19 protein-coding genes are annotated in these 21,556 nt (G+C 62.3%); 11 read left to right on the top strand and 8 right to left on the bottom strand.

The genetic code is table 11. From position 1 onward, the window contains the following. Window positions 1-5 precede the first annotated feature (5 nt). Complete coding sequence (locus ACSSV8_RS14890) at window positions 6-461, top strand: PaaI family thioesterase (RefSeq protein ID WP_151975940.1); 456 nt, start codon at window positions 6-8, stop codon at window positions 459-461. Window positions 462-564: 103 nt separating this feature from the next. Here the strand turns inward: ACSSV8_RS14890 and ACSSV8_RS14885 are convergent, their stop codons facing one another. Then, the gene (locus tag ACSSV8_RS14885) at window positions 565-2,565 is read right to left on the bottom strand and encodes an NADPH-dependent 2,4-dienoyl-CoA reductase (RefSeq protein WP_151975939.1); all 2,001 of its coding nucleotides are present in this window, start codon (window positions 2,563-2,565) and stop codon (window positions 565-567) included. Between the two features lie 128 nt (window positions 2,566-2,693). On the opposite strand from ACSSV8_RS14885, the gene ACSSV8_RS14880 reads away from it, so the two are divergent. From ACSSV8_RS14880 to ACSSV8_RS14835, 10 genes are read left to right on the top strand one after another with little or no spacing between them, the layout of a single operon-like run. Beyond that, window positions 2,694-3,875, top strand: coding sequence for an acyl-CoA dehydrogenase family protein (locus ACSSV8_RS14880; protein WP_037239533.1), 1,182 nt, complete (start codon window positions 2,694-2,696; stop codon window positions 3,873-3,875). Beyond that, window positions 3,872-4,651, top strand: a complete 780-nt coding sequence (locus ACSSV8_RS14875) for an enoyl-CoA hydratase/isomerase family protein (protein WP_290899419.1) — start codon at window positions 3,872-3,874, stop codon at window positions 4,649-4,651. Before ACSSV8_RS14880 ends, ACSSV8_RS14875 begins: the two co-directional genes overlap by 4 nt. Window positions 4,652-4,660: 9 nt before the next feature. Then, window positions 4,661-5,821: an acyl-CoA dehydrogenase family protein gene (locus ACSSV8_RS14870; protein ID WP_009819984.1), complete on the top strand. Its 1,161-nt coding sequence runs from the start codon at window positions 4,661-4,663 to the stop codon at window positions 5,819-5,821. Window positions 5,822-5,847: 26 nt separating this feature from the next. Beyond that, window positions 5,848-7,239 (top strand): phenylacetate--CoA ligase family protein, encoded by a 1,392-nt coding sequence (locus tag ACSSV8_RS14865; protein ID WP_454282972.1) that lies wholly within the window; start codon window positions 5,848-5,850, stop codon window positions 7,237-7,239. Beyond that, window positions 7,236-8,843 (top strand): acyl-CoA carboxylase subunit beta, encoded by a 1,608-nt coding sequence (locus ACSSV8_RS14860; RefSeq protein WP_454282971.1) that lies wholly within the window; start codon window positions 7,236-7,238, stop codon window positions 8,841-8,843. Before ACSSV8_RS14865 ends, ACSSV8_RS14860 begins: the two co-directional genes overlap by 4 nt. Before the next feature lie 10 nt (window positions 8,844-8,853). Continuing rightward, complete coding sequence (locus ACSSV8_RS14855) at window positions 8,854-10,860, top strand: acetyl/propionyl/methylcrotonyl-CoA carboxylase subunit alpha (protein ID WP_454282970.1); 2,007 nt, start codon at window positions 8,854-8,856, stop codon at window positions 10,858-10,860. 4 nt (window positions 10,861-10,864) lie between these two features. Further along, window positions 10,865-11,824 carry a hydroxymethylglutaryl-CoA lyase gene (locus ACSSV8_RS14850; protein WP_454282969.1) on the top strand — a complete coding sequence of 320 codons (960 nt, stop codon included), beginning with the start codon at window positions 10,865-10,867 and terminating at the stop codon, window positions 11,822-11,824. 12 nt (window positions 11,825-11,836) lie between these two features. Continuing rightward, window positions 11,837-12,751 (top strand): SDR family NAD(P)-dependent oxidoreductase, encoded by a 915-nt coding sequence (locus ACSSV8_RS14845; protein WP_454282968.1) that lies wholly within the window; start codon window positions 11,837-11,839, stop codon window positions 12,749-12,751. Then, window positions 12,751-13,545, top strand: coding sequence for a citryl-CoA lyase (locus ACSSV8_RS14840; protein WP_454282967.1), 795 nt, complete (start codon window positions 12,751-12,753; stop codon window positions 13,543-13,545). Before ACSSV8_RS14845 ends, ACSSV8_RS14840 begins: the two co-directional genes overlap by 1 nt. Before the next feature lie 3 nt (window positions 13,546-13,548). Continuing rightward, window positions 13,549-14,712 carry an acyl-CoA dehydrogenase family protein gene (locus tag ACSSV8_RS14835; protein ID WP_454282966.1) on the top strand — a complete coding sequence of 388 codons (1,164 nt, stop codon included), beginning with the start codon at window positions 13,549-13,551 and terminating at the stop codon, window positions 14,710-14,712. Between the two features lie 144 nt (window positions 14,713-14,856). Here ACSSV8_RS14835 and ACSSV8_RS14830 read toward each other — a convergent pair whose 3' ends face one another. The 7 genes from ACSSV8_RS14830 to ACSSV8_RS14800 form a co-directional block, all read right to left on the bottom strand. Continuing rightward, window positions 14,857-16,053 (bottom strand): phenylacetate--CoA ligase family protein, encoded by a 1,197-nt coding sequence (locus ACSSV8_RS14830; RefSeq protein WP_254656514.1) that lies wholly within the window; start codon window positions 16,051-16,053, stop codon window positions 14,857-14,859. 27 nt (window positions 16,054-16,080) lie between these two features. Further along, on the bottom strand, window positions 16,081-16,890 hold the full coding sequence (locus tag ACSSV8_RS14825) for an enoyl-CoA hydratase/isomerase family protein (protein WP_009819993.1): 810 nt from the start codon (window positions 16,888-16,890) through the stop codon (window positions 16,081-16,083). 33 nt (window positions 16,891-16,923) lie between these two features. After that, window positions 16,924-18,075 (bottom strand): acyl-CoA dehydrogenase family protein, encoded by a 1,152-nt coding sequence (locus ACSSV8_RS14820; RefSeq protein WP_454282965.1) that lies wholly within the window; start codon window positions 18,073-18,075, stop codon window positions 16,924-16,926. After that, window positions 18,075-19,181, bottom strand: a complete 1,107-nt coding sequence (locus ACSSV8_RS14815; protein ID WP_454282964.1) for an acyl-CoA dehydrogenase family protein — start codon at window positions 19,179-19,181, stop codon at window positions 18,075-18,077. Before ACSSV8_RS14815 ends, ACSSV8_RS14820 begins: the two co-directional genes overlap by 1 nt. Before the next feature lies 1 nt (window position 19,182). Then, a complete protein-coding gene (locus ACSSV8_RS14810; RefSeq protein ID WP_454282963.1) occupies window positions 19,183-19,632 on the bottom strand; it encodes a MaoC family dehydratase in 450 nt (149 codons plus the stop codon). Continuing rightward, window positions 19,629-20,348 (bottom strand): transglutaminase-like domain-containing protein, encoded by a 720-nt coding sequence (locus tag ACSSV8_RS14805; protein WP_454282962.1) that lies wholly within the window; start codon window positions 20,346-20,348, stop codon window positions 19,629-19,631. The genes ACSSV8_RS14810 and ACSSV8_RS14805 overlap by 4 nt, the downstream gene beginning before the upstream one ends. A gap of 62 nt (window positions 20,349-20,410) precedes the next feature. Next, on the bottom strand, window positions 20,411-21,547 hold the full coding sequence (locus tag ACSSV8_RS14800) for a CaiB/BaiF CoA transferase family protein (protein ID WP_454282961.1): 1,137 nt from the start codon (window positions 21,545-21,547) through the stop codon (window positions 20,411-20,413). Between the last annotated feature and the right edge of the window lie 9 nt (window positions 21,548-21,556).

Below are 21,556 nucleotides of genomic sequence, written 5' to 3'. Positions count from 1 at the left end.
AGACCATGCCGAAATTCGAGCCGCGAGACCCCGATTTTGATACGCGTGTGCGCGACAGTTTCAACCGCCAGAACGTGATGCGCACGATGGGGATCACCATTGCCGAGCTTACGCCCGGTCATATCGTTCTGGAAATGCCGCATGATGACGCGCTGACCCAGCAGCACGGGTTCCTGCACGCTGGGGTCGTTGCGACCGCGCTTGACAGTGCGTGTGGCTATGCCGGGTTTTCGCTGATGCCCGCCGAGGCTGCGGTGCTGACGGCGGAATTCAAGATCAACTTGGTCAACCCGGCGGATGGCGCGCGGTTTCGCTTTGTCGCCGACGTGCTGAAACCGGGGAAAACCCTGACCATCTGCGAGGCGCGCGCCTATGCCGTGAAGGGCGGGGAGGAAAAGCTCGTCGCCACGATGACCGCGACGCTGATGGCGATGGTGGGGCGGACCGGCGTGGCCGGGTGAGGACGCGGCGCTTGCCCTCGTGATTTCCCGCGCCGATCGGCTTCCCATGCAGGCGGTATCACCAACCGCCTGCTGACCTTGCCTGTCCCCGGCCGCTGTCGGGTCAGAGACCTTGCGCCAGACGTACCCCTTCATCGATGGCGCGCAAGGCATCAAGTTCGGCGGCCTCCTTTGCCCCGCCGATCATCGTGACCGGGACGCCACGCGCGGCGAGGGCCTCGGCCAGGGCGCGTTCGGGTTCCTGCCCGGTACAGAGCACGATCGTGTCGGCGGCGATGACCTCTGGCTTTCCGTCCACGAGGATATGCAGCCCCGCGTCGTCGATGCGGTCATAAACCACCCCGCCGATGGCCTCGACCCCATGCTTGCGCAGCGCGTTGCGCAGGATCCAACCCGTCGAAACGCCAAGCCCGGCACCCGGTTTCGAGGTTTTTCGCTGAAGCATGACCACCTTGCGCCGCGATGGTGTCGATGCCAGCGGATCGCCCACCAGCGCGCCCGACGCGGCGAATTCCGGGTCTACGCCCCATGTCTCGCAGAATGTGTCAGCGCTGCGGACCTCTGCCGATCCGGTCACGAGGAACTCGGCCACGTCATGGCCGATGCCCCCTGCCCCCATCACCACTACCGTATCGCCCGCCATGCTTTCGCCGGACAGGATTTCGGCATAGGTCGCGACCTTGGGATGGTCGATGCCCGGCAGGTCGGGAATGCGCGGCGTCACCCCGGTGGCGATAACCACATGGTCAAAGCCGGTCAGATCACCGGCGTCAGCCCGCTGCCCCAAACGTAGCTTGACCCCGTGTTTTATCATCTGACCGGTATAATACCGCAGGGTTTCGTCGAACTCATCCTTGCCCGGCGCGGCGCGCGCCAGGTTCAATTGCCCGCCCAGCTTGTCCTGAGCCTCGAACAGGGTAACGTCGTGGCCCAGCCGCGCCGCCTCGGTGGCCGTGGCCATTCCTGCGGCACCGCCGCCGACAACGGCCAGCTTGCGCGGCTGCGCGGCGGGGGTATCGCGGAATTCGGTTTCGTGACCCGCCCGGGGATTGACCAGGCAACTCACTGGCCGGTCGGAGAAGATGAAATCCAGGCAGGCCTGATTGCAGGCAATACAGGTATTGATCTCGTCCGCGCGGCCCTCGCGCGCCTTTTTCACGAAATGCGGATCGGCCAGAAAGGGGCGCGCCATCGAGATCATGTCTGCATCCCCCGAGAACAGGATGTCCTCTGCCATTGCGGGCGTGTTGATTCGGTTGGAGGCGACCACCGGGATCGACACCGCCGCCTTGATATTGGCCGCCGCCTTGCGCCAGGCGCCGCGCGGCACCGGATAGGCAATCGTCGGCACGCGTGCCTCGTGCCAGCCGATGCCGGTGTTGAGAATGTCGGTCCCCGCCGCCTCGATCTTGCGCGCGAGCGCGGCAATTTCATCTGCGGGCGCGCCGCCCTCGATCAGGTCGGCCGCCGAAATCCGATAGATGATCAGGAAATCCGGCCCGCACCGCTCGCGCACCGCGCGCACAATCTCGACCGGAAAGCGATGGCGGTTCTCGGCGCTTCCGCCCCAGTCGTCTTCACGCTTGTTGGTATGCGTGACGGTGAATTCGTTGATAAGATAGCCCTCGGACCCCATGATTTCCACGCCATCGAACCCCGCTGCCTGCGCATTGGCGGCGGCTTTGGCGAAATCCTCGATAGTGCGGCGGATATCGGCATCGGTCATTTCACGCGGAACGAAACGGTTGATCGGTGCCCGGATCGGAGTTGGGGCAACGCAGCCTTCGATCTTTGCATAGCGCCCGGCATGAAGCAGTTGCGCGCAGATCAGGCTGCCTTCGGCCTGTACCGCCTCGCAGATCGGGCGCAGGTGCCGCGCCTGATCCGGGTCATCGATGCGCGGACCTTCGGGATCGAATATCCCCTCGGCATTGGGTGAAAACCCGCCCGTGACCAGAATCGCCGCCTCGCCACGCGCCCTTTCGGCGTAAAAGGCGATCTGTTTGGCGAGACTGTCCGGCTCGGTTTCCAGCCTGGTGTGCATCGACCCCATGATAACACGGTTTCGCAACATGTGCCCGCCTGCGCGGATGGGCGAAAGCATGGTCCCGAAGCTTTCCCTCTGCGTATTTTCCACTGTGAACGCTCTCCTCAAAACTTCGCTTGATCTATATTCTAACATTCGTTAGATTTTTGGAAAGAAGAATTTTCGGTCACGGGGGGGCAGCACCGATGCAATTCCAGCCAACAGAAGATCAAAAGGCGTTTCGCGAAACCGCGAAGCGATTCGCCACCGAAAAGCTAGCGCCCGGCTACCAGCAGCGCGCAAGCGGCCACACCTTTGATCGCGCGCTGATCAGGAAAATGGGCGCACTGGGTCTAATCGGTGCCGATCTGCCCGAGGCATTCGGCGGGCTTGGCGAAAGCTCCGTCACTGCGGGACTCATAGTTGAAGAGATCGCCTATGCCGATTTCAACGCAAGCTATGTCCAGCTTCTCGGCTCTCTCATGGGGGGAATGGTGGCCAAGCACGCCTCCAAGGATATCGCGTCGGAATGGGTGCCCAAGGTTGTCTCGGGGGATGCCGTCATCGGTCTGGGCCTGACGGAGCCGCGCGGCGGATCGGATGCGGCGAACCTGGTTCTCAAGGCCACCAAATCCGGCAACGGCTGGCGGCTGAACGGCGAGAAGACCTCGATGAGCTTTGCGTCCCAAGCCGACGCAGCCGTGGTGTTTGCACGCACGGGCGATCCTGACGGGGGCTCGCGCGGGGTCAGTGCCTTTTTCATCGATCTGAATCAGGAAGGCATCACGCGCACCCATTTTGACGACATCGGCACCAAGCCGGTTGGGCGCGGATCGGTGTTTTTTGACGATATTTTTGTTCCGGCCGAAAACATGATGGCCGAACAGGACCGCGCCTTTGGCACGATCATGGCGGGGTTCGACTATTCCCGCGCGTTGATCGGGCTGGAATGCCTGGGCGCAGCGCAGGCATCGGTGGATGAAACCTGGGCCTATGTCAGGGAACGCGAGGCGTTCGGCACCCCCATCGTACAATATCAGGGCGTGAGCTTCCCGCTGGCCGAGGCCGAAACCCAACTGACCATGATGCGGCAGCTTTGCTATTACACGCTGGACCTGCGCGACCGCGGCTTGCCGCACACCTCCGAGGCGGCGATGTGCAAGTGGTACTTGCCCAAGACCGCCTGCGAGATCCTGCATCAGTGCCTGATCCTGCACGGGCATTACGGATACACCACCGACCTGCCCCATCATCAGCGCTACAACGACGTGCTGGGCCTACAGATCGGTGACGGCACTGCGCAGATCCAGAAACTTGTGATCGCGCGCGAAAAGGTCGGCCGCGTGGCGCTGCAATACGACAAGAAGGCGAAGGGAGTATCGAAATGAGTGATCCCGTCGCCGTAAGCATCGAAGGTAGCGTAGGCATCATCGAGTTGGCGCGCCCCGAGAAATTCAATTGCCTCTCACTCGAGGTGCATGAATGCATTTCGAACGCGCGCGCCAGCTTCGAGGCCGCCCGGAATATCCGGTCGATCCTGATCCGGGCGCAGGGCAAACATTTTTGCACGGGCGCCGATCTGACTGAGGTGAAGGGCAAACTGACCGACCCCGCCGCGCTGGACCATTTCATCTCCTTCGGCATGAAAAACCTGCGCGCGCTCGAGTCGAGCCCGCTTCCTGTCGTGGTAGCGGTGCAGGGCTTGTGTTTGGCCGGCGGGATCGAACTGATGCTGGCATGCGACGTATGCTTTGCCGCCGAAACCGCCCAGTTTGGCGATCAACACGCACAATTCGGCCTGATCCCCGGCTGGGGCGGGTCGCAGCGGCTGACACGTCTGATGGGGCTGCGCCGGGCGCTCGACCTGATGTTCTCGGCCCGCTGGCTCAAGGCGGACGAGGCCAGAGAGGCTGGTCTGGTCAATTACATCGTGCCGGATGCCGAGTTGCACAAGGCCGCGCTGAACTATTGCCAGACCATCGCTACCCGCTCGCGCCGCGGTATCGCCGAAATGAAACGGCTGGCGCGGGAAGGTGCGGACCTTGGCATCGACCAGCAGATGCGGCTTGAGCGCGATGCAGCCGTGCGCGCGCTGCCCGGCGATGACGTCGCCGAAGGGCTAGATGCTTTTGAGGGCCGGCGCAAACCGGCTTTTCAGTGTTGAGGAAGAACCATGGATTTCACCCTGAATGACGAACAACGCCAGATCTACGAATACGGCGGCCAGTTGGCGCAAAAATTCGACAATGATTACTGGCTGCGGCACGCGCGCAAGCACGAGTTTCCGCACGAGATGTTCCGGCAGATCGCCGATGACGGCTTTCTGGGCATCATGGTTCCCGAAGAATACGGCGGTGCCGGGCTTGGCATGACAGAGATGGCCCTGTTCATGGAGGGCACGGCCAATCACGGCATTCCGTTGCTGATGATGGTGGTCGGCCCAACCATGTCACTGGCCCATATCGCCAGCCACGGGACCGACTTCCACAAGAAAGAGCTGCTTCCGGCCGCCTGCCGGGGCGAAATCCAGTTCTGTTTCGCGATCACTGAACCGGGGGCCGGGTCCAACACGATGAAGACCACGACGCTGGCCAAACGCCGGGGCAACCGGTTCAGCCTGTCGGGGGAAAAGACCTTCATCACCGGGGCCGACGTGTCTGACTATTGCTTGGTGGTGGCGCGAACCAAGCCGCACACCGAGGTCAGCCGCAAGACCGACGGGTTCACCCTTTTTGCCGTGGACCTGAAAAAGAAGGGCGTCGCGCAACAACGGGTGAAGATCTCGATCCCCCTACCCGAAGAACAGTGGACCCTGTTTTTCGACGAGGTGGATCTGGGTCCCGAGGACGTGGTCGGCGAGGTGGACGAAGGGTTTTCCATCCTGTTCGACAGCCTCAACCCCGAACGCATCATCCTGGCCGCGCTGTGCTGCGGCATCGGCCGCTTCGCCCTGAACAAGGGGGTGGCCTATGCCTCCGAGCGCAATGTTTTTGGCCAGCCTATCGGCGCGCATCAGGGGGTGCAACACCCGATGGCCAGGGCGCATACGGCGGTCGAGATGGCCAGCCTGATGACCCGCCGCGCGGCATGGGAGTTCGACAACAAGCTGCCGGCGGGAGCCTCTTCCAACATGGCGAAATATGCCGCCGCCGAAGCCGGGATCGAGGCTGTGGACGCAGCACTTCAGGCGCATGGCGGATCCGGCTTTACCGAGGATACGGGGCTTTACGAAATGTATCCATTGGTGCGGCTGCTGCGCACCGCGCCGGTGAACCGCGAACTGTGCCTCAGCTTTATCGGCGAAAAGGTCATGGGCCTGCCAAGATCTTATTGATCTCACCGTCTGTCAGGGAGAACGACATGCAATTCGGAATGCGCTTCCGGCGGCAAGACGCCGCCGACAAGGTGAACGATCGCTTCTGGCACGAAATCGAGGGCACCTCCCTCAACGACGTGCGCCGCATCCAGGAAGAGCGGCTGCGCGAGCAGATGGCCTATCTCAAGGCGAACTCGACATTCTATCAGGAGAAGTTCGCCAAGTCGGGTGTGGATTTCGACGATATCCGAACCATCGAAGATATTCAAAAATTGCCTTATACCTACAAGACCGAGATCCGCGAAAGCCTGGCCACCGAGCCGCCCTTTGGCAAGCACCGCGCCGCGCCCATGGCCGATATCATCCAGATGCAGGCCTCGTCGGGCACCACCGGCAGCCCCTCATATGTTGCCCTTACCGAATCCGACGCCGAGATGTGGCACGAGATGACTGCGCGCTGCTTCTTCGCCAACGGGGTGCGTCCGGGCGATTTGGTGCTGCACGCGTTTTCGCTGGCCAAGGGTTTTGTCGGCGGTATCCCGATAATGCAGGGGCTGCAATACATGGGCGCGATCGATGTGCCGGTGGGGGCGGATGGCGGTGCCGAACGGCTGCTGCGCGCCTGTGACGACATCCACCCACGCTGTATCGTCGGGGCACCGAATTTCGTGTTGCACCTGGCCGAAAAGGCTCCTGAAGTGCTTGGTTGCAAGGCCAGTGAACTGGGTGTCGAACGGGTGGTTGTGGGCGGCGAACCGGGTGGCGGTATACCGGCGATCCGCGCCAGGATCGAAGAAGCCTGGGGCGCGAAATGCACCGAAATGCTTGGCGGCACCGATCTGGGCGTGACCTACTGGGCCGAATGCGATGATCAGTCGGGTATGCATATGGTCAACATGGATTATATCATCACCGAACTGCTCGATCCCGAAAGCGGCAGGATCATCCCGTGGGAAAAAGGTGCCCAAGGCGAGATGGTCTATACCGCGCTCGGTCGGCAGGCTAGCCCGCTCGTGCGGTTCCGGTCTGGCGATTATATCGAGGTCCTCGACACCGAATGCTCCTGCGGGCGCACCGGTCCCAAGATCCGCTGCACCGGGCGGACCGATGATATGCTGATCGTGCGCGGAGCCAACGTGTTCCCTTCCGCGATCAACAGTGTGATCACTGAAATGGCGCCGGAAACCAATGGCGTCATGCGGATCGTGGCGGATTTCGAAGGCCACACCACGCAGGGTGCGCTGAAGGTGATCGTCGAACGCGGCCCCGATCGCGATCCGGTGGATGACGCCGCCCTCAAGAAAAAGATCGAACAACGCCTCCGCGATACGCTGGTGTTCAAGGCCGACGTCGACATTGTTGCGCCCGACACGTTTGAAAAACCCGGCGCCGCCAAGGTTGCCTTTGTTCTCAGAAAGTATCCTGAACTGCCATGACCAGAATGAAATCCCTGCTCGACACCGGGTCAGACGACTTCCGGGCAAATGACGCGGTTTACCGCGAAAAGGTCGGTGACCTGCATGCCCTCCGGCGCATGCAACGCATCGGCGGCCCCGAAAAGGCGCGCGAACGGCATGTGAGCAAGGGCAAGATCCTGCCGCGCGAACGGGTCGAGCGGCTGATCGACCCGGGCACGCCGTTTCTTGAGATCGGCGAGCTTGCCGGGCTGGACAAATATGACGGCGTGCCGCCGGGGGCCGGCATCATCACCGGCCTCGGCGTGATCGAAGGTCGTCACTGCATGATCATCGCCAATGACGCCACCGTGAAGGGCGGCACCTATTTCGGCATGACCTGCCGCAAACATGTGCGGGCCCAGAAAATCGCCTGGAAAAACCGTCTTCCGGTGATCACGCTGGTCGATTCGGGTGGCGCATTCCTGCCGGAACAGGCGAATATCTTTCCTGACGAGGGGCAGTTCGGCTCGATTTTCCATCAGCAGATCGGCATGTCGGGCGACGGCGTGCCGCAGATCGCCGTGGTCATGGGGCCCTGCACCGCGGGCGGGGCCTATATCCCGGCGCTTTGTGACGAGGTGGTGATCGTGCGCGGTCAGGGCTTCATGTATCTGGGCGGGCCGGAATTGACCTTTGCGGCGACCGGCGAAACGGTCGATGCCGAGACGCTGGGGGGCGGCAAGATGCATTCGTCCGTTTCGGGCGTGACAGACCACCTTGCCGAGGATGACGCGCACGCGCTGGCGATCACCCGCGAGATCGTCAGCCATCTGGGGGAAAAGCCGCTGCGCCGCAAGTCACCCATAACCCCGCGCCCGCCCGCCTACCCGACTGAGGAAATCTATGGGCTGGTCAGCCGCGACCCGAAGGTGCCCACCGACAACCGCGAGATCGTCGCGCGTCTTGTGGACGACAGCGATTTTCACGAGTTCAAGCCGCTTTACGGCGACACGATCATGACCGGCTGGGGCCGCATCCACGGCCACGAGGTCGGGATTCTCGCCAATACCGGCGTGCTCTTTGTCGAGGCGGCGCTGAAGGCCACGCATTTCATCAATCTCTGCGTCCAGCGCGATATTCCGCTGCTGTTTCTCGCGGATGTGAACGGCTTCATGGTCGGCCGCGAGGTCGAGCAGATGGGCATCGCCAAGGCCGGCGCCAAGATGATCACCGCCATGTCCTCGGCGCGGGTGCCGAAATTCACCATCATCACCGGCGGTTCCTACGGGGCGGGGTATTTGGCCATGCTCGGCCGCCCGTTCCAGCCCGACGCGATGTTCGCCTGGCCCACGGGGCGTTCGGCGATCATGGGGCCGGAACAGGCCGCCAGCGTGCTGGCGCAGGTCCGCGCGCAGATCAACGAACGTGAGGGCAAGACATGGACCCCCGAGGAGGAAGAAGCATTCAAGGCCCCGGTTCGCAAGGAATACGAGGATTTCCAGGGCGCCTACAACTTCGCCTCGAACCTCTGGATCGACAGCGTGATCGAGCCTTGCGAAACCCGTAACATCATGGCGCTGATGCTCGATCTGGCGTCGCGCCGGCCCAAGGTCGAAACCCATTTCGGCGTGTTCAGGATGTGAGGCGGACCCCATGAAAATCAAGACGCTTCTCATCGCCAATCGCGGCGAAATCGCCTGCCGGATCGCGCGCACCGCGCGGGTCAGCGGCATCACTCCGGTCGGCGTGCATTCGCAGGCCGACGCCAACGCGCTGCATGTCCGCGAGATCGGCAAATCCGTCTGCATCGGTGCCGGTCCCGCCTCCGAGAGCTACCTGAAGATCGACGCAGTCATCGCCGCCGCGAAATCCGTCGGCGCGGATGCGATCCATCCCGGCTATGGCTTTCTTGCCGAGAACCCCGATTTTGCCCGCGCGGTCGAGGCCGCGGGCATGATCTTCATGGGGCCGACGCCCGAAACGCTCGCGCGATTCGGCGACAAGGCCAGCGCCAAGGCGGCGGCGATTGCCGCCAGCGTTCCGGTGATCTCGGGCGCGGAGGGCGCACGATCGGACTCTCGGGAAATCGCCGCCGAAGTGCGCAAGATGGGCCTTCCGGTGCTGCTCAAGGCGGTCGGCGGCGGCGGCGGGCGCGGGCAGCGGCTCGTGACCGACGAGACCACGCTGGAGGAAGACATCGAAGGCGCGCTGCGCGAGGCCAAGTCCACCTTCGGCTCGGAGGGCCTTCTGCTCGAGCGTTTCCTGCCCGAGGCGCGCCATGTCGAGGTGCAGATCGCGGGCGACGGCAAGGGCCATGTGGTGCATCTGTTCGAGCGCGACTGCACGCTTCAGCGCCGCCACCAGAAGGTCATCGAAGAGGCCCCGGCTTGGGGCCTGCCGCGCGCGCTTCTGGACGAGATCGCGCATGACGCGGTGCGACTGGGCGAGACGCTCCACTATCGCGGCCTGGGCACAGTGGAGTTCCTTGTTGCAGGAGACAAGTATTTCTTCCTCGAAGTGAACCCGCGCATCCAGGTGGAACACCCCGTCACCGAGGCGATCACCGGGCTCGATCTGGTCGCGCTGCATCTGCGGATCGCCGAAGGCGCGGGCCTTGGTATTGTGCAGGGCGATCTCGAAATCAACGGCCACGCCGTCGAGGCGCGGCTCTATGCCGAAGACCCGGCGATGCAATTCGCACCCTCCACGGGCACGCTGACCACGCTCAGCCTGCCCGACGGGTTGCGGATCGACAGCGGCGTTGCCGAGGGCGACGAGGTCACGCCCTATTACGATCCCATGATCGCCAAGCTGATCGTGCACGCGCCCGACCGGGAAACCGCGCTCGCGCGGCTGGCGACGGCGCTCGATCATGTCGCGGTCGAGGGCGTGCAGACCAACCGCGCCTTTCTGACGGCGCTGGCGCGAAATCCCGAGTTCGGGCGGATGCAGGTGCATACGCTCTGGATCGACGGCCGGATCGACGATCTGACGCAGCCACGCACCCTGTCGCGGCCCGAGCTGTGGAAGGCGGCCGCCGCCGTTCTCTTCGTGGCAAGCGGGCGGTGCAGCCAGAGTGCCGATCCCTGGACCAACCGCGACACGTTCACCGGCTGGCGGCTCGGCCTCGGTGGCGATGCGATGGAGGCAGGACAGCGCGTGACGCTCACGGATGCCGACGCGATATCCGAGGAATTGCGCGTCGGCCCGGTCAAACACGCAGAGAACTACACCGTCCTGTCGGAAAACGGCGATGCGACCATGCTGACCGCGCGCGAAATCACGCCGGGTCGATGGCGCCTGAGCGAGGGCGATACCGTCTTCCTGATCGACACGCGGCTGCATGCCGGGGTGATCGAGATGGACACGCCCGAAGGCCGCCTGATCTTCTGTCCGGCGGCCCCGCTGGATTTCGCCGGCGGCGATGCGGCGGCGGATCGCGCCGTGACCTCGCCGCTGACCGGGGCGATCGTCGAGGTCAAGGTGGCAGAGGGTCAGCCCGTGGCCGAAGGCGACGTGATCGCGGTCATGGAATCCATGAAACTGGAAATCTCGATCCGCGCGGCCGCAGCCGGCATCGCCAGCAATATATCCGTCTCGAATGGCGACATGGTCGATCGCGGCCAGGTCATCGCCGAGATCCTGGAACTTGAGGAATGACGACATGAGCGATTTTCCAAAATTCGTCGAATTCCACGAAGAGGGCCCGCGCGAGGGCTTTCAGATCGAGAAGAAGATCTATCCGATCGAGCAGCGGATCGAATTGATCGACATGCTCAGCGAGACCGGGTTGAAACGCATTCAGGTGGGCAGTTTCGTCAGCCCGAAATATGTGCCGCAAATGGCCGACACCGGCGAGTTGTTCCAGCGCATCAAGCGCAAGCCCGGCGTGAAATACACGTCGCTCTGGCTCAACGACAAGGGGTTCCGCAAGGCGCTGACCGCGCATGAGGTCGATATCGACCCGCGCCTGCTGTTCTACCCGTCCGAAGCGTTCGCGCAGGCCAACAACAACTGCTCCGCCGCTGAAATGCGCGAGAAACAGCGCGAGTGGGTCCGAATCTACAAGCAGGACGGCTACACGGTCGATGCGGCCTATGTGATGACCGCCTTTGGCTGCAACTATGAGGGCCCGATCCCGCAAGAGCGCATTCTTGACGATTTCCGCTTTATCCTGCAGGTTTGCGAAGAAGAGGACATTCCGGTTCCGATCCTTGTCATCGCCGACACCATGGGCTGGGGCAACCCAGAGGCGGTCAAGCGCATGATCGGTGCGCTGCGCGATCTGGCGCCGGACGCCCGCATCGGGATGCATATCCACGACACGCGCGGCCTTGGCATCGCCAATCTCTACGCGGCCCTGTCGATGGGGGTGGACATGTTCGAAAGCTCGATCGCCGGGCTGGGCGGTTGTCCGTTCGCTGGCCACGGCCACGCGCGCGCCGCAGGTAATGTCTGCACGGAGGATGCCGTATTCCTATGCCATGAGCTTGGTATCGAGACGGGAATTGATCTCGACAAGCTGATCGCGGCGGCGCTCAAGGCAGAAGAAATCATCGGCGCGCCGCTCATGGGCCGGGCCATGCATAGCGGCGGTCTGGACAAATATCGCAAGGCAAGTTGAGGAGGGAAAGACATGGCAAGGGCACTTGAGGGAAAGGTGGTTCTGGTCACCGGGGCAGGTGGCGGGATCGGTCGCGATATTGCCTTGATGGCAGCGTCCGAAGGGGCCGCGGTGGTTGTAAACGATCTGGGTGCGTCGCTCAAGGGTACCGGCCAGACTGAAACGGCGGCGCAGAAGGTCGTCGAGGAAATCAAGGCCGCAGGGGGCGATGCGATCGCCGATGGCGGGTCGGTCGCCAATCCAGACGCGGCGCGCGCGATGATTGAGGCCGGCGTCAAGGCATTCGGCCGTATCGACGCGGTTGTGAACAATGCCGGCATCCTGCGCGACGGGTTCTTCCACAAGATGAGTTTTGAGGATTTCGACGCGGTGGTGAAGGTCCACCTTTACGGTGCCTTCAACACATCCCGCGCGGCCGCCGACTATTTTCGGGAACAGGAAAGCGGCGCACTGGTGCACATGACCTCGACCTCGGGGCTGATCGGCAATTTCGCGCAGGCCAATTATGCGTCAGCCAAACTGGGCATCGCCGCCTTCTCGAAATCGGTCGCGCTCGATCTCAAGCGCTGGAACGTGCGCTCGAACTGCATTGCGCCCTTTGCCTGGAGCCGGATGATCTCGTCGATCAAGACCGACACGCCCGAGCAGCAGGCGCGGGTCGAGAAACTCAAACAGATGACCCCCGCAAAGGTGGCGCCGATGGCCTGTTTCCTGATGTCCGACCGGGCCGAGGGTGTCAGCGGCCAGATCTTCGCTGTGCGCAACAACGAGATATTCCTATTCAATCAGCCCCGTCCGGTGCGATCCGTCCATTCGAGCGATGGCTGGACCGCCGATGAAATCGCCGAGCGCGCCATTCCCGCGCTCAAATCGCAATTCACGCCGCTCGAAGTTTCGGCGGACGTCTTTTCGTGGGATCCGGTCTGATGGGAAAACGACAGGGAAAAATCAGCTCGAACATCGCCTGGAGCACGCCGGACAAGATCTGCGTACGTGGCCTCGACCTGCCGAATGAAATTCTGGGGCACATGAACCTGGGCGATCTCGCCTTTCTGCAACTGACGGGCCGCAAGGCGACGCCCGAAGAAAGCCAAGTCTTCAACGCCATCATCATCACCCTGGTGGAACATGGCATCACGCCCTCGGCGCTGGCCGCGCGCATGACCTATATGGGCGCACCGGAATCGCTTCAGGCGGCGGTGGCGGCCGGGCTGTGCGGGCTGGGCATGGTCTTTGTCGGCTCGATGGAGGGCGCTTCGAAAATGCTTTACGAGGCGCTGCCGCAGGACACCCTGGGCACCGGTGCCGATCTGGATGCGATCGCCGCAGAGACGGTCGAGAAATTCCGCACCCGCAAGGCCATCGTGCCGGGGCTGGGCCACCCGGTGCACAAGCCGGTCGATCCGCGCACGCCGCGCCTGTTCGAGATCGCGGCAGAGAACGGCAAGTCCGGCGAATATGTCGAACTGATCCAGAAGATTCAGGATGTGGCCGAGGAAAAATCGGGCAAGATGCTGCCGATCAACGCCACCGGTGCCATCGGCGCGATCTGCTGCGAATTCGGCTTCCCATGGAAGATCGTGCGCGGCTTTGGTGTGATGGCGCGGGCCATCGGGCTGGTCGGCCATATCCTTGAAGAAAGCGAGAACCCGATTTCCTTCGAACTGTGGCAACGCGCCGAAGAGGAGATCCTCGAAACCTCCGGCCCCGGAGCGAAATAGGCGATGCGGACATCGGCCCCCGAAAAGCATAATGACCTGCGCGACGCCCTGCGCGCGCTTTGTGCGCAGTTTCCGCCGGAATACCATCGCGAAGCCGCCGCCGCCGAGACCTACCCCGAGGCGTTTGTCGATGCGCTGACCCGCGAGGGCTGGCTTGCCGCCATGATCCCCGAGGAATACGGCGGCTCGGGCCTTGGCCTGACCGAGGCCTCGATCATCATGGAAGAGGTCAACCGCTGCGGCGGCAACGCGGGCCATTGCCATGGGCAGATGTACAATATGGGCACGCTTTTGCGGCATGGCTCGGACGAACAGAAGCAGAAATACCTGCCCGCCATCGCCAGCGGCGACTTGCGCCTGCAATCCATGGCCGTGACCGAACCGACCACCGGCACCGACACCACCAAGTTAAAGACCACGGCGGTCAGAAAGGGCGACCGCTATGTGATCAACGGTCAGAAGGTCTGGATCAGCCGCATCCAGCATTCGGACCTGATGATCCTGCTGGCCCGCACCACGCCGCTGAGCGAGGTGAAGCGGAAATCCGAGGGGCTGTCGATCTTCATGGTCGATCTGAAAGAGGCTATCGGAAGCGGCATGGAGGTGCGCCCCATCGCCAACATGCCCGGCCACGAGACCAACGAAGTGTTCTTCGACGATCTCGAAATCCCCGCCGAAAACCTGATCGGCACGGAAGGGCGCGGCTTTTATCACATCCTCGATGGGCTGAACGCCGAGCGAACGCTGATTGCGGGGGAATGTATCGGTGACGGCTACTGGTTCGTGGACAAGGCGCGCGCTTATGCCGGCGAACGGATTGTGTTCGATCACCCCATCGGTCAGAACCAGGGTGTGCAGTTTCCCATCGCCCGCGCCTATGTGAATGTCGAGGCTGCCAACCTGATGCGCTTTGAGGCGTGCCGGCGTTTTGACGCCGGGCTTGATTGCGGGGCGCAGGCGAACATGGCCAAGCTGCTGGCGGCCGATGCCAGCTGGGAGGCGGCCAATGCCTGCATCCAGACGCATGGCGGTTTTGGCTTTGCGCGCGAATACGATGTCGAGCGCAAGTTCCGCGAGGCCCGGCTGTATCAGGTGGCGCCGATCTCGACCAACCTGATCCTGTCCTATGTGGCCGAGCATATCTTGGGTATGCCGCGGTCCTTTTGAACTAAGGAAATTTCAGCAGATCAATCCTGGCGCGCAGGGGCCTTGCCGTACGCGCCAGATTCGGGGACGACCGGAACGGGCGGCGCGCTTTCATGACCGGTCGTTCCAGCACTTGACGACCATCCCGGACTGGATCGTGAGCGATCAGACGTCTTTCGCGTTCACGATCAGATCTGCCCCTTCCGGTAGTTCAGCCAACACATTAACTGCATCGGCGCGGATTCTTGCGTGCTGCTTGAATGCCTCGGCAGCTGCAGCCACGGCGGTAGCGGAATCGGCACCGCTTTCCAGGACGAGCGATAGGCGGATGATGTCGCGGTCGTTCTCGCGCGTCACCACGGCTTGCGCGGCCCTGGCGCCCGGCGTTGCGATGACGACCTCCTCGATGACGCGCGGATAGACGAAGATCTCGCGCACCTTCACGGCCGCGCCGACCCGGCCCTGCAAGGCGGAAAGGCGGCGGACGCCGCCATCCTTGTTGCTTTCAAGGGCGAATGCACTGTCGCCGGTGCCGAAGCGGATCATCGGCCAGGTGGCGTCGCGCGCGGTCACCACAACCTCGCCCGGCTCGCCATGGGCCACCTGCGCGCCGCTGACCGGATCGCAGATCTGCACCACCCGATCAGGATGGACCACATAGCCCTCGCCGCCATCCTCATAACCGACAAGGCCCAGATCGGCGGTGGCATAGGCGGCCCAGGTGGAGACGCCATACTCGGCCTCGATCCGGCGGCGCTTGGCCATCCAGTCGCCCATCTCACCGCCCAGAAACGCGGTTTTCACCTTCCAGGCGTCGCGCCCATAGGTTTCGATCACCTTGTCCGCCAGCGTCAGGAAGAAAGCGGTCGATGCGCAGATTGAGGTAACGCCGACCTCGACAATGATCTGCGCCTGAAGTTCGGTATTGCCGACGCCGCCGGGGATCACCGTCGCCCCCGCAGCCTGCGCCGCTTCGTCGAACAAAAGCCCCGCCGGCACGAGGTGATACATCCAGGTGTTCAGGATGATGTCTCCTGCGCCCACGGCGGCCGTCTTGAACAGCAGATCCAGACCATGCCCCCCCGCTCCGGGAAGTGTGGGTTCGAAGATCGGGCCGGGCGAGACGTAGATCCGCCCGATATCCTTGAGATCAGCGGCGAGGAACCCGCCGAAGGGCGGGGTGTCACGCTGGAGCTTGAGAAGCTCTTCCTTCTTCATCATCGGCAGGTGCGACAGATCCGCCAGGGATGTGACGGCGGCCGGATCGAACCCGACCGCCGCGAATCGCGCTTTCAGGCCCGGGGCCTTTTCGGCCGCGGCGGCATAGGCTTGTGCGATGTCCCGGTAGATATCGTCAGACATGACCATGCCTCCCTGACCGTGTGTGGATCAAAGCGGGCAGTCCTTGCGGAAATTCGGCGCGCGTTTTTCGCGGTGCGACAGAACCCCTTCCTTAACATCCTCGCCCATAAAGCCGAGCATTTCCAGCGCCGTCGAGGCATCGAAGATCGGCCCGGCCTGGCGCAGCCAGTTGTTGAGCGAATACTTAGTCCAGCGAATGGCGCTTTGCGAGCCGTTCGATAGTTCCACAGCCGTGTCCAGCGCGATCTGTTGCAACTCGTCATCCTCGACGCACATCGACACAAGACCGATGCGCTCTGCCTCTTCGCCGGAAACCGGCTTGCAGGTCATCAGATAGTATTTCGCCTTGGCCATCGAGGTCAGCAGCGGCCAGATGATCGCCGCGACGTCGCCAGCGGCAACGCCCAGGCGCGGGTGACCATCGACGATCTTGGCCTTTTTCCCGGCGATCGAGATGTCGGCCAGGATGGCAACAACAAGGCCGGCACCAGCGGCAGGGCCATTGATGGCGGAAATGATCGGCTTGTTGCAGTTGATGATGTTGTAGACGAGGTCCTTGGCCTCTTTCCACGTCTTCATGATCTCGTAGGAATTGCCGATCATGTTCTCGATCAGGCTGAAATCGCCGCCGGCCGAGAATGCCTTGCCCGCGCCGGTGACGATCACTGCATTGATGTCGGGGTCGCGGTCGATATCGATCCACATATCCGTCATTTGAGTGTGGGTTTCCGCGTCCACGGAATTGAATGACTCGGGACGGTCGAATGTGATGCGCAGGACGCGATCAGCCGGGTAGTCGAATTTCATCTTGTGATATTTTGCGTAACGGTCCGACATGATTCTGTTCCTTCGTTTGATGTCAGTGTGGGTTCAACCAGGCAGTCCAAGGACGGCCTTGGACACGATGTTGCGTTGAATCTCGTTCGATCCGCCGTAAATCGTTGTCGGGCGGGCCTTGTAGAAGTTCGACAAGACATCCACGCTTACGTTGCCAACCTGAAGCGGGCCAACAGTGCCGCCATCGGGTCCGGCCGCCTCGATCATCAGTTCGCTGATGCGCTGAAAGCACTCGGTCACCCAGATCTTGAGCATAGAGACATCCGCGCCCAACGTTTCGCCTCGCTTGAGTTGGTCGGCAAAACGGGCGTAAAGCGCGGCGTGATCTTCAACATCTAGCGCGGCTTGGGCAAAACGGTCGCGGAATACCGGATCGTCGAAAGCGCCACGGCTCCGGGCGAAGCTTTCAAGCTGACCCAGGGCGTTCTGGGCCAGGCTTGGCGAACCGATGAAGATACGCTCGAAACTCAAGAGCGCCTTGGCCATCGTCCAGCCCTCGTTCAGCTCGCCCACAAGGTTCTCGCGCGGGGTGTGGGCATTGTCCAAAAAGACCTCGCAAAACTCGGGTTCCCCCGAAAGCGTCGTGATCGTACGCACATCGACGCCGGGCTGATACATCGGCGCCAGAAGAAAGCTGATGCCTTGCTGTTTCTTTGGCGCATCCGGATCGGTCCGCACCAGCATGAAGATATGCGTGGCATCATGCGCCATTGTGGTCCAGATCTTCTGGCCGTTGATGACAAAATCGTCGCCGTCGATCTCTGCGCGGGTGCGCAGGTTGGCCAGATCCGACCCGGCTCCGGGTTCGGAATAGCCCTGACACCAGATGTCTTCGCAGCTCAGAATGCGCGGCAGCCAATAGTCTTTCTGCTTCTGGGTGCCGAACTTGATGATCAGCGGACCGACCATCTGGACACCCATGTCACGCCCACGGTTCACGCCCCAGAGCTGCTGTTCCTCGTAGAAGATCAGAAGCTTGGACGCGCTCAGCCCCATGCCGCCATATTCCGTGGGCCAGGCCGGGGCAACCCACCCCTTGGCGTGAAGCTTGCGGTGCCAATGCTCGATTTCGGAAAATTTCGGACGGTACGGCAGATGTCGCAGATCATCGGGGTATTCCGCCTCAAAGAACTGCCGGATCTCCTTTCGAAATTCCGCGTCGCTCATTGCGTTCCAGTCGGTCATTATGCTGCCCCCTCTTCTTCGCGCGTCTCGAACCAGATCCTTCGGTGATGGGCGTCGTCGCCCAGCCAAGCCGACAGGACGAGCGCGCGGTTCAGGTAAAGCCCGATATCATACTCGTCTGTATAGCCGACCGCCCCGTGCATCTGGATCGCATCTCGCGTGATCCTCCTGGCGGCGGTGACCGCACGCGCCTTGGCACGGCTGGCAAGCCGCGTGCGGATCTTTTGGTCGGTTTCGCAGTCCATCTGCGCGAGAACTTCGCGCACGGTCGCCTGTGCAACCTCACGCATGATGTGCAGGTCCACGGCGCGGTGCTGAAGAACCTGAAACGTCCCGATGGGCTTGCCGAATTGCTCGCGGGTCTTGATGTAGTCCAGAGCAATTTCGAAGGCGCGATCGCTCAGCCCGACAAGCTCGGCCGCGGCAAGTGCTGTTGCATCGCTGATCGCCTCGGAGAGCGCGTCCTGTACCGCAGAGCCTCCGGCCAATTGCTCTGCCGGGGTTCCCGAAAACGAAAGCTCGCACATCGAACTGCCGTCGGCCTGGACACGCTTAACGACGGAAAGTCCGTCGGCGGCGGCCTCGGTCAGGGCCAGAACCGGCCCATTGTCCCCTTGGGCCACAACAAGGAAACCATGCGCCCCGGCTGCGCCGACGACCCAGGCCTTGCTGCCGGTCAGTTTTCCGTCGACAAAGCGGCAGCTCGCCTCGGCGGGCGCCCCGCCCGGTCCGCGTTCCTGCCAGGCCACCGCCAAGGTGGTTTCGCCGCTGATCAGCTCCGCCATCTTCGGGTGATCCGGGCAAAGCCTGCGCAAAAGGCCAAGGCTCAGCCCGACCGTCACCACCACCGGTTCCGGGGCAATCACGCGGCCTACTTCCTCGGCGAGGACGCCCCCGGCGGCCAGGCCCATGCCAAGCCCGCCATTTGCTTCGGGCACATTGACGCCAAAAACGCCGGCCTCGGCCAGCTCGCGGACCATCTTCTGGTCCCAGCCGCCACTGGCGTCACGCAGCTTTCTGGCCCGGCTACTGCCCCCTGCCCGTTCAAACAGGGTGCGCGCGCTTTCGCGCAGCAGGCGAAGATCTTCCTGGTCGCTTGAGTGCATATCAGCCTCTGTCATTACGTTTTCGCTGAACCATAGCGGGCGTGTCGGTTGAAAAAACAACCTCGCCCTTGGGATTGTAAGCCTTGACGGTGTAGTGCAGGACGCCCCGGTCGGGCTTGCTTTTCGACGGGGTGACCGAGTTGATGATCATTTCTATATCCAGCGGTTCATTCGGGCGGACAGGGCGAAACCAGCGTAGATTGTCGAAACCAATGCCGCCGATATTTGCAACATCGGTCATGAATTCACTCATGATCGGCTTGAATATCGCGAGAACCGTCTGAAAGCCCGAGGCGATCAGACTGCCATGTATGGTGGTCGCATAGTCTTCGTCGGTGTGCAGCCGTTGTGGATCCCACTCTTTGGCGAATGCCTTGATGGCATCCACGCTCATCGGGGCGCTGCGAAAGCGGAAGACCTGCCCCGGCGCGAAATCCTCCAGATACCTCAAGAGGCCCCCTCCTTCGCGAAACCGGAATCGTACCCGCTCGAATCCCTGGCAATTCGCACACGGTTGAACTCTTCCAGTCTCGGGTAGGTTTCCTTGAAGGCTGTCAGGAATTCCCCCATCGGCGGGTCAACATAGAGCCCCCGGTCATTAACATATTCCATGTGCCGGTGGTTATCTTCATCGAACTCGTGAAAGAGGGCATCGTGATACCCATCGAAGACCAGCGGTTTGACCCCGAAGCGTTCACATAGCTCCATGTTGAACGCAGGCGTGACCTTGTAGGTCTCTGCGCCCAGCCACAATTGAACGTAGCCGTGATAGATGAAGAGATCGGTCTCCATCAATTCCTGCAACTTGGGTGTATTCAGGTGGTTGCGCACATCCGCAAACCCCAAAGCGGCGGGGATGCCGACGGAACGCAGGCAAGCCGCGAGCAGAATTGCCTTGGGTACGCAAAACGCCGCCTCTGCCCCGGCGATCCGGCTGGCGCGATAGGAGTCTTCATCCAGCGCGAAGCAATAGGGATCGTAACGGATATCATCGCGAACCGCCTCGAACAGGCGGATCGCCTTGTCGCGCCCGGACGCATCCGGCGGAAGATCGCGCAACGCAGAGGCCACGAAGTCCCGCACTTCACGACTGTCGCTTTCTACAAAGTGCGACGGCATGACATAGCGTTCTGCCTCTGTCGGCAGATCGTCCTTGGAATTTGCCATTTCCCCCCTCACTTTCTAACAAGTGTTAGATTAATGATTCATAACCTGCCCGTCAACGGGATTTATTCCGTCTCCCGCACACCCAGGCCAAAGCGCGCATTGTCTTCGCCCAGGGCGGCCGCACGTCCGGCCGGGTCTGCGGGGGAACGGAATTCCGGCGCGATAGGCAGCGACAGTGCTGGCACGACCCGACCGGATATGTTCAGTTTCCGCCCGAACACGCCCCGCGCGGTGAAATGCGGGTCGGTCGCAGCTTCGGCGGGTGTTTTCACGACGGTACAACAACAATCCGCCGCCGCCAGCAACGGTTCCCAATGGGTCGAAGGCTGACTTGCCAGACGCCGCGCGACTTCGGCGGCGGAGGGTTCCGGGTCGCTCAGGTCATCACGAAGCTCCGGCGGCAGGCCGATCACGTCGCAAAACGCCTGCCAGAACTTTTCCTCGATCGCGCCGACGGCGATCTGCCGACCATCCGCCGCCGTATAGAGACGATAGCGCGCCTGCCCCCCGGTCAGGCGGGTGTTGCCGCTTGCGATCTCCCGCCCCGCGATCACGCCTTCGGCATGGGCCCAATAGGCAAAGGCGAACGCCCCCTCGGCCATGGCGATATCCAGATGCACCCCCTGCCCGCTTTTCTGTCGCGCGATCAGGGCAAGCAGGATATTCACCACCGCCGGATAGGTGCCGCCGCCGATATCGGCGACCAGCCCGAAGGGCATGGTCGGCCGCGCGTCCGGCCCGCGACTGAGAGAGAGGATCCCCGAATCGCCCACATAGTTGAGGTCATGGCCCGCGGCCATGGCCTTGGGGCCGGTCTGGCCGTAGCCGGTAATCGAACAATAGATGATACCGGGATTGATCGCGCGCACCGCCTTATAGCCCAGGCCCAGCCGGTCCATCACGCCGGGGCGGAACTGTTCGACCACGACATCGGCCTTTTCCAGCAGGGGGCGCAGGATATCCATGGCCGCGTCTGACTTGAGGTCGAGCGCCACCGACCGCTTACCGTGATTCAAAACAGCGAAGCCAATGCTCTCCCCGTCTATTTTCGGCGCGGTCAGGCGCGCATCCTCGCCCGTGCCCGGACGCTCGAACTTGATAACCTCGGCCCCGGCTTCGGATAACATGAGCGTGGCCATCGGGCCGGGAAGAAGGGTACTGAAATCCAGCACCAGGATATCCTTGAGCGGCTGTGTCATCGTCCCTCC

Source organism: Roseovarius sp. MBR-79 (assembly GCF_053628555.1).
The sequence above is the reverse complement of the archived record's forward strand: the minus strand, read 5'-3'. Positions and strand labels throughout refer to the sequence as shown.

Bases quoted from the DNA above. Each gene is read 5' to 3' on its own strand.
- ACSSV8_RS14870 (WP_009819984.1), top strand. From the start codon at position 4,661: ATGGATTTCACCCTGAATGACGAACAACGCCAGATCTACGAATACGGC.
- ACSSV8_RS14845 (WP_454282968.1), top strand. From the start codon at position 11,837: ATGGCAAGGGCACTTGAGGGAAAGGTGGTTCTGGTCACCGGGGCAGGT.
- ACSSV8_RS14805 (WP_454282962.1), bottom strand. From the start codon at position 20,348: ATGGCAAATTCCAAGGACGATCTGCCGACAGAGGCAGAACGCTATGTC.
- ACSSV8_RS14825 (WP_009819993.1), bottom strand. From the start codon at position 16,890: ATGTCGGACCGTTACGCAAAATATCACAAGATGAAATTCGACTACCCG.
- ACSSV8_RS14840 (WP_454282967.1), top strand. From the start codon at position 12,751: ATGGGAAAACGACAGGGAAAAATCAGCTCGAACATCGCCTGGAGCACG.
- ACSSV8_RS14815 (WP_454282964.1), bottom strand. From the start codon at position 19,181: ATGCACTCAAGCGACCAGGAAGATCTTCGCCTGCTGCGCGAAAGCGCG.
- ACSSV8_RS14875 (WP_290899419.1), top strand. From the start codon at position 3,872: ATGAGTGATCCCGTCGCCGTAAGCATCGAAGGTAGCGTAGGCATCATC.
- ACSSV8_RS14860 (WP_454282971.1), top strand. From the start codon at position 7,236: ATGACCAGAATGAAATCCCTGCTCGACACCGGGTCAGACGACTTCCGG.
- ACSSV8_RS14890 (WP_151975940.1), top strand. From the start codon at position 6: ATGCCGAAATTCGAGCCGCGAGACCCCGATTTTGATACGCGTGTGCGC.
- ACSSV8_RS14850 (WP_454282969.1), top strand. From the start codon at position 10,865: ATGAGCGATTTTCCAAAATTCGTCGAATTCCACGAAGAGGGCCCGCGC.
- ACSSV8_RS14830 (WP_254656514.1), bottom strand. From the start codon at position 16,053: ATGTCTGACGATATCTACCGGGACATCGCACAAGCCTATGCCGCCGCG.
- ACSSV8_RS14800 (WP_454282961.1), bottom strand. From the start codon at position 21,547: ATGACACAGCCGCTCAAGGATATCCTGGTGCTGGATTTCAGTACCCTT.
- ACSSV8_RS14885 (WP_151975939.1), bottom strand. From the start codon at position 2,565: ATGCTTTCGCCCATCCGCGCAGGCGGGCACATGTTGCGAAACCGTGTT.
- ACSSV8_RS14880 (WP_037239533.1), top strand. From the start codon at position 2,694: ATGCAATTCCAGCCAACAGAAGATCAAAAGGCGTTTCGCGAAACCGCG.
- ACSSV8_RS14855 (WP_454282970.1), top strand. From the start codon at position 8,854: ATGAAAATCAAGACGCTTCTCATCGCCAATCGCGGCGAAATCGCCTGC.
- ACSSV8_RS14865 (WP_454282972.1), top strand. From the start codon at position 5,848: ATGCAATTCGGAATGCGCTTCCGGCGGCAAGACGCCGCCGACAAGGTG.
- ACSSV8_RS14820 (WP_454282965.1), bottom strand. From the start codon at position 18,075: ATGACCGACTGGAACGCAATGAGCGACGCGGAATTTCGAAAGGAGATC.
- ACSSV8_RS14835 (WP_454282966.1), top strand. From the start codon at position 13,549: ATGCGGACATCGGCCCCCGAAAAGCATAATGACCTGCGCGACGCCCTG.